At 65.7% G+C, this 14,196-nt stretch carries 12 protein-coding genes; 5 read left to right on the top strand and 7 right to left on the bottom strand.

Annotated elements, in window-relative coordinates:
• Positions 1-7 precede the first annotated feature (7 nt).
• The 7 genes from AC2FLM_RS12220 to acs all read right to left on the bottom strand — a co-directional run bounded on the left by AC2FLM_RS12220 (position 8) and on the right by acs (position 8,866).
• On the bottom strand, positions 8-1,420 hold the full coding sequence (locus tag AC2FLM_RS12220) for a 3'-5' exonuclease (protein WP_496858223.1): 1,413 nt from the start codon (positions 1,418-1,420) through the stop codon (positions 8-10).
• 1 nt (position 1,421) lies between these two features.
• Positions 1,422-1,940, bottom strand: a complete 519-nt coding sequence (locus AC2FLM_RS12215; protein WP_496858221.1) for a hypothetical protein — start codon at positions 1,938-1,940, stop codon at positions 1,422-1,424.
• 85 nt (positions 1,941-2,025) lie between these two features.
• Positions 2,026-3,849, bottom strand: coding sequence for a DUF294 nucleotidyltransferase-like domain-containing protein (locus AC2FLM_RS12210; protein ID WP_496858219.1), 1,824 nt, complete (start codon positions 3,847-3,849; stop codon positions 2,026-2,028).
• 109 nt (positions 3,850-3,958) lie between these two features.
• Positions 3,959-5,743 carry a sodium:solute symporter family protein gene (locus AC2FLM_RS12205; RefSeq protein ID WP_496858217.1) on the bottom strand — a complete coding sequence of 595 codons (1,785 nt, stop codon included), beginning with the start codon at positions 5,741-5,743 and terminating at the stop codon, positions 3,959-3,961.
• A 6-nt stretch (positions 5,744-5,749) separates the two neighbouring features.
• A complete protein-coding gene (locus tag AC2FLM_RS12200) occupies positions 5,750-6,034 on the bottom strand; it encodes a DUF4212 domain-containing protein (protein WP_234136558.1) in 285 nt (94 codons plus the stop codon).
• A gap of 173 nt (positions 6,035-6,207) precedes the next feature.
• Positions 6,208-6,891: an adenylate kinase gene (locus AC2FLM_RS12195; RefSeq protein ID WP_496858215.1), complete on the bottom strand. Its 684-nt coding sequence runs from the start codon at positions 6,889-6,891 to the stop codon at positions 6,208-6,210.
• Positions 6,892-6,901: 10 nt separating this feature from the next.
• The gene (gene acs / locus AC2FLM_RS12190; RefSeq protein ID WP_496858213.1) at positions 6,902-8,866 is read right to left on the bottom strand and encodes an acetate--CoA ligase; all 1,965 of its coding nucleotides are present in this window, start codon (positions 8,864-8,866) and stop codon (positions 6,902-6,904) included.
• Positions 8,867-9,333: 467 nt separating this feature from the next.
• Here acs and dctP point away from each other — a divergent pair, with 467 nt between their 5' ends.
• From dctP to AC2FLM_RS12165, 5 genes are all read left to right on the top strand, one after another.
• Entirely contained in the window at positions 9,334-10,347 is a 1,014-nt protein-coding gene (gene dctP, locus AC2FLM_RS12185; protein WP_234136561.1) for a TRAP transporter substrate-binding protein DctP, read from the top strand.
• A gap of 74 nt (positions 10,348-10,421) precedes the next feature.
• Positions 10,422-11,057, top strand: a complete 636-nt coding sequence (locus AC2FLM_RS12180; RefSeq protein ID WP_234215826.1) for a TRAP transporter small permease subunit — start codon at positions 10,422-10,424, stop codon at positions 11,055-11,057.
• Entirely contained in the window at positions 11,050-12,453 is a 1,404-nt protein-coding gene (locus AC2FLM_RS12175; protein WP_496858210.1) for a TRAP transporter large permease, read from the top strand. Before AC2FLM_RS12180 ends, AC2FLM_RS12175 begins: the two co-directional genes overlap by 8 nt.
• 63 nt (positions 12,454-12,516) lie before the next feature.
• Complete coding sequence (locus AC2FLM_RS12170) at positions 12,517-13,266, top strand: sulfite exporter TauE/SafE family protein (protein ID WP_234183639.1); 750 nt, start codon at positions 12,517-12,519, stop codon at positions 13,264-13,266.
• 103 nt (positions 13,267-13,369) lie between these two features.
• A complete protein-coding gene (locus AC2FLM_RS12165) occupies positions 13,370-14,119 on the top strand; it encodes a sulfite exporter TauE/SafE family protein (protein ID WP_496858208.1) in 750 nt (249 codons plus the stop codon).
• Positions 14,120-14,196: the final 77 nt, after the last annotated feature.

The raw sequence follows: 14,196 nt of genomic DNA, 5'->3' as shown, positions 1-14,196 counted from the left end.
GACCGGCTCAGTTCAGATCCTCGAGCAATCGCCCGTGTTTGCGGGTTTCTCCAATCACCGCGCCAAAGGTCTCGAGCCCGCGCGCCCGCAGCATCGGCAGCATCCGGCACAGCACCTCGGCGGTGGCCTGGGCATCGCCCAGCGCGGTGTGACGCAGCGGTGCGGGAATGGTGACGCCCAGCCGGTCGCAGAGCGCGTCGAGCGTGTGGGTCTCGCTGGCGCCGAACAGCACTGCCGAAAGCAGCACCGTGTCGAGGATAGGGTGATCCCACTCCAACCCGCAACGTTTACCGTGACGACGCAGAAACGCCATGTCGAAAGGCGCGTTATGGGCAACGATCACCGCGTCGCGGGCAAAGTGGTGGAACTGCCGCGCAGCGGTCACGATATCGGGGGCATCGGCCACCATCGCGTCGGACACGCCATGCACCTTGGTCGAGGCGGACGGGATCGGGCGACCGGGGTTGACCAGCTGGTCGATGCGCTCTCCCGGCACGATGCGGCCCTTGACCACGCGGACTGCGCCGATCTGCACGATCTCGTCCTTGTGCGGAAGGAGCCCGGTGGTCTCGGTGTCGAAGACGGCAAAGACAAGGCTGTCGAGACCGCGCGCCTCCAGCGCCGCCTCGGCGGGCTGGCTGAGCAGGTCGAAATCATAGACCAGCGGCCGCGCCGCTTCGGGGGCGATGCGGCTGCTGGCCTCGTCAAGGATCAGCATGTAACCCGGCGCGTCCCCCAAGGGCTTCATCCGCGCCTGATAGCTTTGCGCGCCGTCGGTGCCGGTCAGGGTACAGCTCTGCTCCAGCCCGGACTTGACCAGCCTTGCATAGGCACGCTCCAGCCCGTCGCGCTGGAAATAGTCGAACAGCGAGGCGTTGAGCCGGGGATGGGCGATCTGCGCCAGCACGCCCGCCGCCTGACCGTCATAAAGCACGATTTGATGGGCAGGGTTGGCGAGCAGCATGGCCACCGGGATCTCGGTCAACAGCGCGGTCAGCCGGGCGGTCTCGGCGGCCAGATGCGCGGTCTCGGATGCGACGGCTGCGGCGGTATCCATGGCGTTGCTGCTGAGTTGGCCCGCCAGCCCGGCGGCGGCAGGCGCCAGATCGCCCAGGTAGCGTGCCGCGTGCAGGTCCAGCTCGCCCGCCACACCCGCATGAGCGCGGGCGCGCATGCTGGCCGACAGGCGCTCGATCGGCTTGGCGACATTCTCGTCGAACAGCAGCCAGACCCCCGCCACCAGCGCCAGAAGGCCAAAGCCCGCTGCCAGCGCCGCCAGCACGAAGGCGTCGAGCAAGTCGGAGCTGCCCGCGCGGACATAGGCCAGCCAGAGCGCGCCCAGGACGACAGCCACGCCTCCTGCCGCGAGCAGGCAGAAGAAGAGAAAGATGCGCAGGCGCAGGCTCAATCCGGTCAGCATGTCACACCTCGCAGGCGGCCTGGATGAGCGGATCGCCCTGCGGCGGGCGGCGCCAGTCGGCACCCGCGACACTGCCATCGGCGGCAAACTCGGCGCCATCGGCCAGGCTGGCGCGGCGCTGGCCGTCGCAGTCGACCAGCACCGGCACGCGGTTGACCGCGGCCCAGCGACCAAAGAAATAGAGATCGATCAGGCGCTGACCGGGCTGACCCGGATGGGTCTTGAGGCTGGTGGCATCCAGCGCGGCGAAGCGGTCGACAAACGGCACCAGATAAGTCCAGGGGCGGTAGAGGGCGCGACTTTCCACCGTTTCGACGACCACCATGCCCTCGGGCAGGGCGGCTCGGGTGCGGGCATACCAGCCATATTCGCTGGCGATGGTCACGCCGATCATGCCACAGCCAGCGGCCACCGGTGCCAGCCAGCGCGGCAGGCGCCCGCCCAACAGCCGGTTCAGCGCCATGACCACGCCAGCCATGGCCAGACCTGCCACCAACGTTCCGATCAGTTCCAGAAACATCGCCTTTCTCCTCCAGCCTTCCAGGCCGCCAACCGTTCGGCAGGGGCAAGATTTTTCGTCGAAAAATCTCTGCCCCGCGCGCCGGTCAGCTCAGCATGCCTTTGCCATGGCCCACGGCCGATTGCATCGTCTTTACCACCACAAACGCGTCGCGCAGATGACTTCGCTCAAAGTCCGACAAAGACGTAGGCGCCAAGTAGTTGTCCGGCGCCTCGCCGCGCCGCACCAGCGCGGCCTGATGCTCCAGCCGGGTTTCGGCGATCAGGTCATAGGCGTCCTTGAGGTCGCGCGCGCCGGACGGGCTGAGCACGCCCGCCGCCTCGGCGGCCTCGAGCCGGGCGCGGGTGCCGACCTCGGTCAGCTCGCCTTGCAGCGCATAGATGCGGCCCAGATCGACCACCGGCACCACACCGTTGTGTTTCAGGTCGAGCGTGTTGCGATGCTCGCCCGAGCGGATGGTGGCGAAACCGCGCAACAGGCCGAGCGGCGGCGTGTGTTTCAGCGAGTTCGAGATCATATGGGCGACAAAGATCGAATTGGCCCGCGCCGCCCGCAGGGTTTCGGCCTGAAGATCGGTGAACAGCGCCTGATGCCCGCCGATCGGGCGCAGGTCGAACATCACGCTGGCCAGCATCTGCGCCTCGGGGTTCGGCTTGGCGATCCAACCGCGGAAATAGTCGCGCCAGACCCGCACCGGCTGGCACCAGCGCGGGTTGGTGGCCATCATGTCGCCCGGGCAATAGACATAGCCGCAGGTGTTGAGCCCGTCGCAGACGAACTGCGCCAGTTCCCGGAAATAGGGCATCTGATCCTCGGTCACCGCATCGTCCAACAGCAGGCAATTGTCCTGATCCGAGACGCCGGTCTGTTCCTGGCGACCCTGGCTGCCGCAGGCAAGCCAGAGATAGGGCACCGGCGGCGGTCCCAGCTTCTCCTCGGCCAGTGCCAGCAGGCGGCGGGTGGCAGTGTCGGCGATATCGGTGATCAGGCGGGTGACCACCTCGTGCCGGTTGCCTCCGGCGACCAGCTGCACCAGCAGGCGCGGGATCTCGGCGGTAACCTCGGCCATCTCGGCGGCGCTTGTGGCACGGGCGAGGCGGCTGACCAGCTCGGCGGAACAGACCGCCTGGAACCGGGTCAGGTCGGTCTGGGTGACCATGCCCACCAGCCGCCCGGCTTCGACAATCGGGATATGGCCGATATGGTGCTCCATCATCGCGTGCAGCACGTCCGATCCGATGGCCGAGGGGGCGAGGGTCAGAGGGGCAGGGGTCATCACCTGGGCCACGGGTGTGTCGGGGCTGCGCGCCTCGGCCACCACCTTGCCCGAGAGATCGCGCTGGGTGAGGATGCCGACCAGCGCCTCGCCTTCGCAGACGCAGAGCGAGGAGATGCCGCGCGCGCGCATCTCCTGCGCCGCCGCCTGCACCGTGGCGCCGGGCGCGCAGGTGGCCGGATCGCGGGCCATCAGGGTTTCGACCCGGCTGGTCGCAAGGCTCTGCACCTGCGGGCGCGGCGCGCGGGCACGGTTGAAGAACTTTGCCACCACCGGATGGGCGGCCATCAGGTCCGTGAACAGATCGGGCGGCAGCACCAGCAGCACCGAACGGGCATCGGCCCGGGCCGAGGTGACGGCGTGCCCGTCTCGCAACAGGCCACGTTCGCCAAAGGAATTGCGCAGGCCCAGATGCGAGACCACCGCGCCGTTCTCGTCGCGGATCTCGATCTGGCCCTCGTAGACGATGAACAGGCCCGGAAGTTTCTCGCCCAGATCATAGACGGCGAAATCGCGCTCGACCTCCCAGGCGTCCAGCCGGGTGGCGATCCGCTCCAGTTCTTCCAGCGGCAGCGCATCATAGGGGTGCACCGATTTCAGGAAACGGGTGATCTGGTCAGGGGTAAGGGGCATGGCTCAACACCGGGTCTTGAATGAAAAAGTCCCGCCGGGACAGGGCCAGGCGGGACATGGTCAGTAAAGGCGGTCCGCAATCGGGAGGGAGTGCGGGCCGCCTTGCATCTCAGTGATCCTGAGCTGCGCTTGCGCCTCGGGGGATGCGCACGCTTTCGACCAGGTCCTTGATTTCCTGCGGGGTCTCCTTGGTCATGCCGGCGACCAGATAGGCGACGCCGAAGTTGACCGCCGCACCGATGGCGCCGAACGAGGTCGACTTGACCGTGCCCAGAAGCGGGTCGGCATCGGTGAAGGAGTTGGTGCCGGGGATGAAGAACCAGCCCTTGTGCAGGAAGATGTAGAGCAAGGTCACCAGCAGACCGGCCAGCATACCGGCCACCGCGCCGCTGTTGTTGATCTTCTTCGAGAAGATCCCCATCATCAGCGCCGGGAAGATCGAGGCCGCTGCGAGACCAAAGGCCAGCGCCACGGTCTGTGCGGCAAAGCCCGGCGGGTTCAGACCCAGATAGGTCGCCACCCCGATGGCCACGGCCATCGCGATCCGCGCCGACAACAGCTCTCCCTTTTCCGAGATGCCCGGATTGATCGAGCCCTTGATCAGGTCATGGCTGACCGCCGAGGAGATCGCCAGCAACAGACCGGCGGCGGTGGACAGCGCGGCGGCAAGACCACCGGCCGCGACCAGACCGATCACCCAACCGGGCAGGTTGGCAATCTCCGGGTTGGCCAGAACCAGGATGTCGCGGTTGAAGTTGGTCAGCTCGTTGCCGGCCCAGCCTTTTTCCGCGGCCTTGGCCTGCATGGCCTCGGAGGCGTCGTTGTAGTACTGGATCTTGCCGTCGCCGTTCTTGTCTTCCCAGCCCAACAGACCGGTTTTCTGCCAGTTGGCCATCCAGTCATAGCGCGGGTCGGTTTCGATCTGCTCGATCGAGACGGCCTCGCCATTGGTGCCGTTGGGCCAGAACATGTCGGTGATGTTCAGGCGGGCCATGGCGCCCACGGCAGGCGCGGTCAGGTACAGCAGCGCGATGAACACCAGCGCCCAGCCCGCCGACCAGCGTGCGTCCGACACCTTGGGAACGGTGAAGAAGCGCATGATGACGTGGGGCAGACCGGCGGTGCCGATCATCAGCGACAGGGTGAACAGCACCATGTTGAACGTGTCGCCGTTATGGGTGGTGTATTCGGCGAAACCCAGCTCTTTCAGGATCGCGTCCAGCTTGGCCAGCAGCGGCTCGCCGCTTGCGGCATGGTCGCCGAACAGGCCCAGGCCCGGGATCGGGTTGCCGGTCAGTTGCAGCGAGATGAACACGGCCGGGATGGTATAGGCCATGATCAGCACGACATATTGGGCAACCTGCGTATAGGTCACGCCCTTCATGCCGCCGAACACCGCATAGGCGAACACCACACAGGCGCCGATCAACAGGCCGGCGGTGTTGGACACTTCGAGGAAGCGGCCGAAGGCCACGCCCACACCGGTCATCTGGCCGATCACATAGGTCACCGAGGCGACGATCAGGCAGATCACGGCCACAAGGCGCGCGGTCGAGCTGTAGAAACGGTCGCCGATGAACTCGGACACGGTGAACTTGCCGAACTTGCGCAGATAGGGCGCCAGAAGCAGGGCGAGCAGCACGTAGCCGCCGGTCCAGCCCATCAGGAAGGTCGAGTTGTCATAGCCCACAAAGGCGATGAGACCGGCCATCGAGATGAACGAGGCCGCCGACATCCAGTCGGCCGCGGTGGCCATGCCGTTCATGACCGGGTGCACGCCGCGCCCGGCGGCGTAGAATTCCGATGTGGAACCCGCGCGGGCCCAGATCGCGATGCCGATATAGAGCGCAAACGAGGCGCCCACGAACAGCAGGTTGATGGTAAACTGATCCATGGCTGATTACTCCTCGTCCACGCCGAATTCGGCGTCGAGCTTGTTCATGCGCCAGGCGTAGAAAAAGATCAGCGCCAGGAACACCAGGATCGAGCCTTGCTGGGCAAACCAGAAGCCCAGATCGGTACCGCCCACGGCGATGCCGCTGAGCATGGGGCGCAGCACGATGCCGAACCCGAAAGACACCAGCGCCCAGATGACGAGGCTGATGAGAATGATCCGCACATTGGCCTGCCAATAGCCCTTTTGGGCATCGCTGACCTGTGCGGAGGTGGTGGTATGGTCCGCCATGTCGCGGGTCCTCCTTGCTTCCTCCTGAGGCGCCCGGCTGCGGCCCGGACGGTCTCACTCCTGAAACCCGCCGGTTGGCGGCGGGCATGACTCCTCCGGTCCGCCAGGGCGGTCCTTCGGAACTGTCTTGCGGGGGGTGGGGGCGGCGCGGGCCGCGCCCCGGTCTTTCCCGCCTAGGCCATCGCCCCCTTGACGATGGTGGCGAGGCCCTGGGCGATCTCTTCGATCCCGCCCATGGCGTCGATCCGTTGCAGCACGCCGTGCCCGTCGTAATAGGCGATCAGCGGCGCGGTCTGTGCGTGATAGGCCTCGAGCCGGCTGGCGACGGTCGCGGCATTGTCATCGGCGCGCCGCTTCATTTCGGTGCCGCCGCACTTGTCGCATTTGCCCGCCTCGGCCGGCTGCTTGAACGTGTCGTGATATCCCTCGCCGCAGCCGCCACAGGTGTAGCGGCCCGAGATGCGGGTAACCATCTCGGCATCCTCGACCTCTAGGCTGATGGCGGCGTTGATACGCTGGCCGCTCTCGGACAGCAGCGTGTCCAGCGCCTCGGCCTGCACGGTGGTGCGGGGAAAGCCGTCGAGGATCACGCCCTTGGCGCAATCGGACTCGGCCAGCCGGTCGCGCAGGATGGCAATGACGATCTCGTCGCTGACCAGGTCGCCCGCCTCCATCACCGCCTTGGCCTGCTTGCCGGCGGGAGTGCCGGCGGCCACGGCGGCGCGCAGAAGGTCGCCGGTCGACAGTTGCACCAGCCCGAACTTGTCTTCCAGCATGCGGGCCTGGGTGCCCTTCCCGGCGCCCGGAGGGCCGAGAAGGATCAGAACGGCGGGGGTGGTCAGAGTGGCAGCGTCCATGGTCATCCCCTTATTTGCCGGCGCGATTGGCGATCAGGTCGTCGACCACCGAGGGATCGGCCAGCGTCGAGGTATCGCCCAGCGAGCCAAAGTCGTTCTCGGCGATCTTGCGCAGGATGCGGCGCATGATCTTGCCCGAGCGGGTCTTCGGCAGGCCCGGCGCCCACTGGATCACGTCCGGGCTGGCAATCGGGCCGATCTCGGTGCGCACCCAGGTGCGCAGCTCCTTCATCAGCTCGTCCGACGGCTCGCGGTCGTTCATCAGGGTGACATAGCAATAGATGCCCTGGCCCTTGATCTCGTGCGGATAGCCGACCACGGCGGCCTCGGCCACGGCGGCATGCGCCACCAGCGCGCTTTCGACCTCGGCGGTGCCCATGCGGTGACCCGAGACGTTGATCACGTCATCGACGCGGCCGGTGATCCAATAGTCGCCGTCGGCATCGCGGCGGCAACCGTCGCCGGTGAAGTAGTAACCCTTGTAATCGGCGAAATAGGTCTTCTGGAACCGCTCGTGATCGCCCCAGACGGTGCGCATCTGGCCCGGCCAGCTGTCCTTGATGCAGAGCACGCCCTCGACTCCGTTGCCGCTGATCTCGACGCCCGATTGCGGGTCGAGCACCACCGGCTGCACGCCAAAGAAGGGCTTCATCGCGGCTCCCGGCTTGGTGGCATGGGCGCCCGGCAGCGGCGTCATCAGGTGGCCGCCGGTCTCGGTCTGCCACCATGTGTCGACGATCGGGCATTTGCCCTTGCCCACCACGTCATTGTACCAGTTCCAGGCCTCGGGGTTGATCGGCTCGCCCACGGTGCCCAACAGGCGCAGGTCGCTCAGGTCGTGCTTTTCGACAAAGCTGGTGCCCTGACCCATCAGCGCGCGGATGGCGGTGGGGGCGGTGTAGAATTGGTTGACCTTGTGCTTGGCGCAGACCTCCCAGAAGCGGCCCGCGTCGGGATAGGTCGGCACGCCCTCGAACATCAGCGTGGTGGCGCCATTGGCCAGCGGGCCATAGACGATATAGCTGTGGCCGGTGACCCAGCCCACATCGGCGGTGCACCAATAGATGTCGCCGTCATGGTAATCGAAGGTGATCTCATGCGTCATCGCCGCATAGACCAGGTAGCCGCCGGTGGTATGCACCACGCCCTTGGGCTGGCCGGTCGAGCCGGAGGTGTAGAGGATGAAGAGCGGATCCTCGGCACCCATCTCGGCAGGCGCGCAGTAATCCGACGCCTCGAGCGCCATCTCGTTATAGTCAAAGTCGCGGTCGGCGATCCAGGTGGTCTGGCCACCGGTGCGCTTGACCACCAGGCATTTGACGCTGTCCTTGCAATGCAGCAAGGCCGCGTCGGCATTGGATTTCAGCGGCGTCTTGCGGCCACCGCGCGGCGCCTCGTCGGCGGTGATCACCACCTTGGCGTCGCAGCCGTTGATCCGGGCCGCCAGCGCGTCGGGCGAGAAACCGGCAAAGACGATGGAATGAATGGCGCCGATACGGGCGCAGGCCAGCATGGCATAGGCGGCCTCGGGGATCATCGGCAGATAGATCACCACGCGGTCGCCCTTGCGCACGCCCAGGCTCTCGAGGATGTTGGCCATCCGGCAGACCGAGCCGTGCAGCTCCTTGTAGGTGATGTGCTTGGCGGGTTCCGTGGGCGAGTCCGGCTCCCAGATGATCGCGGTCTGGTCGCCACGGGTCGCCAGGTGGCGGTCGATACAGTTGGCCGCGACGTTCAGCGTGCCGTCGGCATACCAGTTGATCGAAACCACGCCGAAATTGTAGTTGACGTCCTTGACCTGGGTAAAGGGCTTGATCCAGTCGACCCGCTTGCCCTGCTCGGCCCAGAACCCTTCGGGATCGGCCATCGAGGCGGCATACATCCGGTCATAGGTTTCCGCGTTCACATGCGCGCGCGCCACGGTGTCGGCGGACGGTGCATAGAGCTTGGTCTCGGTCTGAGCTGCTGGTGACATGGATGAGGCTCCTCCCTCTCACTGATTTCATTGCGACCGTTTTCACCCATCCCCGTGGGTGTTGTCGATCTGCGTTCCAACCCTGCGCAAATCATAGCGAAAACTGAAAAGAAGAAAATAAATACCTGTAAAACAAGGGATTGAATGTAAATTTGTTGATGATTGCCGGGGTGATTTGTAAATTTCGTGATCTCTGACCGGGAAATACCGATGAAAATCAATCTCTATCCCTGTCAAGGATTTTTCCCCGACCGGGAGGCGGTCGTGGCCCATCCGGGTTTCCCGAAAGGCGCGAAAGCCGCATTTCGGGTGTGACATAATGTTTCGGTGCCGGTCTCGTCCGGGCAATCATGCTGCGCAGCGGCATGACCGACTCGCCGGGTTGCGGGCTTGGCATGCTGCCATGTTGGCGCTAGCTTGACCGCAAGCGGTCCGGACGGAAGGACCGCAGCATAGGGAGAGACTTGATGAACAAGATGTTGAGCGGCGCAGTTGCGGCCGCCCTGACCGTGTCTTTTGCCGTCGAGGCAGGCGCTACCGAATGGAACGTGTCGGTCTGGGGCAAGCGCCGCGCCTTTACCGAGCATGTCGAGAAGCTGGCAGAACTGGTCAGCGAGAAGACGGGTGGGTCGTTCACCCTGAATGTCAGCTATGGCGGCCTGTCCAAGCCCCGCGAGAACCTGGACGGGATCTCGATCGGTGCGTTCGAGATGGCGCAGTTCTGTGCCGGCTATCACGCCGACAAGAACCGGGCGATCACGGTGCTGGAACTGCCGTTCCTGGGCGTGAATACGCTGGCCGAAGAGGTTGCCGTGTCGAACGCGGTCTATGCCCATCCGGCGGCGCAAAAGGAAATGGCGCAGTGGAATGCCAAGCTGCTGATGACCTCACCGATGCCGCAATACAACCTGGTGGGAACCGGTTCGCCGCGTGACGAGCTGGCCGAGTTCGAGGGCATGCGGGTGCGCGCGACCGGCGGTCTGGGCGCGGCATTCGCGGCGGTTGGCGGGGTGCCGACCTCGGTGCCTGCGACCGAGGCCTATAACGCGATGGAATCGGGCGTTGTGGATACCGTGGCCTTTGCCCAGCACGCACATCTGAGCTTTGGCACCATCAACAAGGCCGACTGGTGGACCGCCAACCTGAACCCGGGCACCGTGAACTGCCCCGTGGTGGTGAATATCGACGCCTACGAGGCGCTCAGCGATGACGAGCGCGCGGCGCTCGACAGCTCGATCGACGAGGCCATCGACCACTATCTGACCAACTACGGCACTCTGCTGAAGAAATGGGATGACGTGCTGGCCGAAAAGGGCGTTGAAAAGGTGATGATCTCGGACGAGGTGCTGGAAGAGTTCCGCGCCAAGGTTGCCGGACCGATCAGCGCCAAATGGGTCGAGGACATGACCGCGCAGGGCCTGCCGGGGCAGGAACTGCTGGATCTGGTCCATGCGACGCTGAAATCGGCACGCGGCAGCTGAGGCCGCAACGGGGGCCGGGCGCATATGTGCCCGGTCCGCTCTTTTCAGAATACCGGACGTAAGGGGGCTTTGCCATGGCAGGGCATGCATCAGTATTGGAGGACGGCAGCGCGCTGAGCCGTCTGGACCGGGCGCTCTTGCGGCTGGAGCGGGTCCTGGCGCTGATCAGCGGGCTGGCGGTGTTTGCGCTGATGCTGCTGGCAGTGGTCTCGGTCGGCGGGCGCAACACGATGAACGCGCCTTTGCCCGGCTATGTCGACTGGATCGAACAGGCGATGCCGCTGATCGCCTTCATGGGCATCGCCTTTGTCCAGCGCGAGGGCGGCCATATCCGGATGGACCTGTTCATCGGGCGGCTTCAGGGCCGGGCGCTGTGGCTGTTCGAGCTGATCTCGGTGCTGCTGATCCTGGGCTTGATGATACTTCTGGTCTGGGGCAGCTGGGCGCATTTCCTGCGCGCCTTTGACATGAACGCGCCGCTCTGGAGCCGCGACAGCTCTATCGATATCGGCATTCCGCTCTGGCCCGCCAAATTGCTGGCGCCGGTGGCGTTTTCGGTTCTGTGCCTGCGGTTGGTTTTGCAGGTCTGGGGCTATGGCCGGGCCTTTCTGCTGGGGCTTGATGCGCCGGTAGCGGTGCCGCTGATCCAGGATGTGGCCGCCCAGGCGGCGGCCGAGGCCGAGCAACTGGCGGGGCATGACAATGGATAGTATCGAGATCGGCCTCTGGGTCACCGGCGGGCTGCTGGTTCTGGTTCTGGTCGGCATGCGCGTGGCCTTTGCCGCCGCGCTGGCAGGGCTGGTGGGGCTCATCTGGATCTTCTGGTCGAAGAAGGGCTATGACCCGCAGGATTTCGGCTGGGCGCTGACGGTGGCGGTCAAGACGGCGGGGCAGGTGCCCCATTCCAAGGTGGCCAGCCAGGCGCTGAGCCTGATCCCCACCTTCATCCTGATCGGTTACCTCGCCTATTATGCGGGGCTGACGCGGGCGCTGTTCGAGGCGGCCAAGCGCTGGATGGCCTGGGTGCCGGGCGGGCTGGCGGTATCGACCGTGTTCGCGACCGCGGGCTTTGCGGCGGTGTCCGGGGCGTCGGTCGCGACCTCTGCCGTGTTCGCCCGCATCGCCATCCCCGAGATGCTGGCAATCGGCTATAACAAGCGTTTTGCGGCGGGCGTGGTGGCGGCGGCGGGGACATTGGCCTCGCTGATCCCACCCTCGGCGATCCTGGTGATCTATGCCATCATCGTCGAGCAGGACGTGGGCAAGCTGTTGCTGGCGGGCTTCGTGCCTGGTGCGTTCAGCGCGGTGATCTATGTGGCGCTGATCGTGGGCATCGCGGTGGTGTTCAAATCGGTGGGCCCGCCAGTGACCGGCTTTACCTGGCGGCAGCGCTTTGCCGCGCTGCCCGGCGCGTTGCCCATCGTCTTCGTCGTCGTGATCATCATCTTCTTTGTCTACAACCCCTTTGGCGGCGATGCCTGGGGCACGCCCACCGAGGGCGGCGCGCTGGGTGCCTTTGTGGTGTTCTGCATGGCCGTGCTGCGCGGCATGAAATGGGCCGAGTTCAAGAGCGCGCTGATCGAGACCGCCAAGCTCACGGTGATGATCTTCACCATCATCTGGGGGGTGCTGATCTATGTCCGCTTCCTGGGCTTTGCCGATCTGCCGGGGGCGTTTTCCGACTGGATCACCTCGCTTGCGATGTCGCCGATGCTGATCCTGATCTGTATCCTGTTGGCCTATGCGGTGCTGGGCATGTTCATGGACGCGATCGGCATGCTGCTCTTGACCCTGCCGGTGGTCTATCCGGCGGTGATGGCGCTGAACGGGGGCGAGGCGGTCAGCGCGGCGGACAGCGCCTTTGGCATGTCGGGGCCGATGTGCGCGATCTGGTTCGGTATCCTGGTGGTGAAAATGGCCGAGTTCTGCCTGATCACCCCGCCCATCGGCCTCAACTGTTTCGTGGTGGCCGGTGTGCGCCCGGACCTGAGCGTGCAGGACGTGTTCCGCGGTGTCATGCCGTTCTTTGTCGCCGATGCGGTGACCATCGGCCTGCTGGTCGCCTTTCCCCAGATCGTTCTCTGGCTACCGACATTGGCCGGGTAGAGCGTCGTTGACCCCTGCCCAATGCCACGATACGGCAACGGGCAGGGCAGGGGGACAGACCGGATGCAGATCGAGACCGTCATCTATGTGCTGCTTGGCGGTCTGGCGGGCGGTTTCGTCAACGGGCTTGCGGGCATGGGCACCTCGCTTTTTGCGCTGGGGTTCTTTCTGGTGGTGCTCGACCCGGTTTCGGCGGTGGCGCTGACCGCGCTTCTGGCGGTGCTGGCGGGGGTTCAGGGCCTCTGGATCTCGCGTTCGGTGCTTTGGGAGGATCCGCGCCGTTGGCTGCGCTTCACCCTGCCGGGCATTCTGGGCGTTCCGCTTGGGCTGATGCTGCTCGACTGGGTCGATCCGGCGGTGCTGCGCCGGATCATCGCGGCGGGGCTGGTCCTGTACGGTGGTTACTTCGGCCTGCGCCGGTCCTTGCCCCGTCTTGAGGGACAGTATCGCTGGATCGACCGTGCCCTGGGGTTCGTCGGCGGCATTCTGGGTGGCTTCGCCTCGCTGTCGGGCGTGCTGCCGACCATCTGGCTGTCGATGCGGGCCTGGCCCCGGGCCGAGACACGGGCGGTGCTGCAAAGCTACAACTTTTCGATCCTGCTCATCACCGTTGCAGGGCTGGCCCTGCGCGGCGCCTACGAGGCGCAGGTCTGGACCGCTTTCGCCGTGGTGCTGCCGGCCGGCGTATTGGCGGCGCAGGCTGGGATCTTCGCCTTTCGCCGCATCACCGACGCGCAGTTCCAGCGCCTCCTGGTGCTGCTCTGCCTCTGCCTGGGGCTGGGAATGCTGATGCGCGAGGTGCTGGCAGGGTGAGCGGCGGTCGCACAGGCAACCGTGAACGCTGTCGCCTTGACAGACCCGACGCGCGCGGCTCTGGTCGGGCGCGGGCCCGTCCAGGGCCAGGCGGAGAGGCGTCATGACCACGCTCGACCTGATGCTCTTTGCCAGCGCGGTGCTGTTGCTGGCGGGGACGATCAAGGGCTTCATCGGCTTGGGCCTGCCCACCGCGTCGCTGGCGCTGCTGACGCTGGGCACCGATCCACGCATGGCGATCACGCTGATCCTGATGCCGATGCTGCTCAGCAATCTCTGGCAGATGGCGCGGGGCGGGCCGTTAGGCATATTGCTGCGCCGGTATGGCCGGTTCGCGCTGGTGCTGGGCCTGTCGGTGGGGCTGACCGCCTGGTTCAGTCGCGCGGCGGGCGACCGGCTGCTGATGGGGGCGCTGGGGGCGATCCTGCTGCTTTACGCACTGCTCGACAGTCTGCGCCGGGTGCCGCCGATGCCCGAACGCCACGTTGGTTTGATCGAGGTGATCTGGGCCGCACTCACCGGCGTGATCGGCGGGTTGACCGCGGGTTGGGGCGGGCCGATGGCGATGTATCTCAGCGCCCGCCGCGCGCCGAGGGACGAGTTCGTGCAGGCCAGCGGTCTGCTCATCGCCGCTGGCAGCCTGCCGCTGATGCTCTCCTATGTTGCAGCGGGCCACGCCGATCCACGCGGGCTCGGCCTCTCGGCTCTGTTGCTGGCGCCCACTTTCGCGGGCTTCGCCCTGGGCGAGCGCCTGCGCCACCGTGCCGACCCGGCCCTGTTCCGGCGCGCGCTCATCCTGCTTTTCGTGGTATTGGGCGCCAACCTGATCTGGCGCGCCATGCGTGGCGGCTGACACCACTTCCAGGATCGGATACCACCCCTCATCTTCTTCTGTTCAAAAATACCTCGGGAGGGGTTCGGGGAGGGCAG

It is taken from the genome of Ruegeria sp. SAZD011 (genome assembly GCF_059612545.1).
This window is presented reverse-complemented; position numbering and strand designations above follow the sequence as displayed.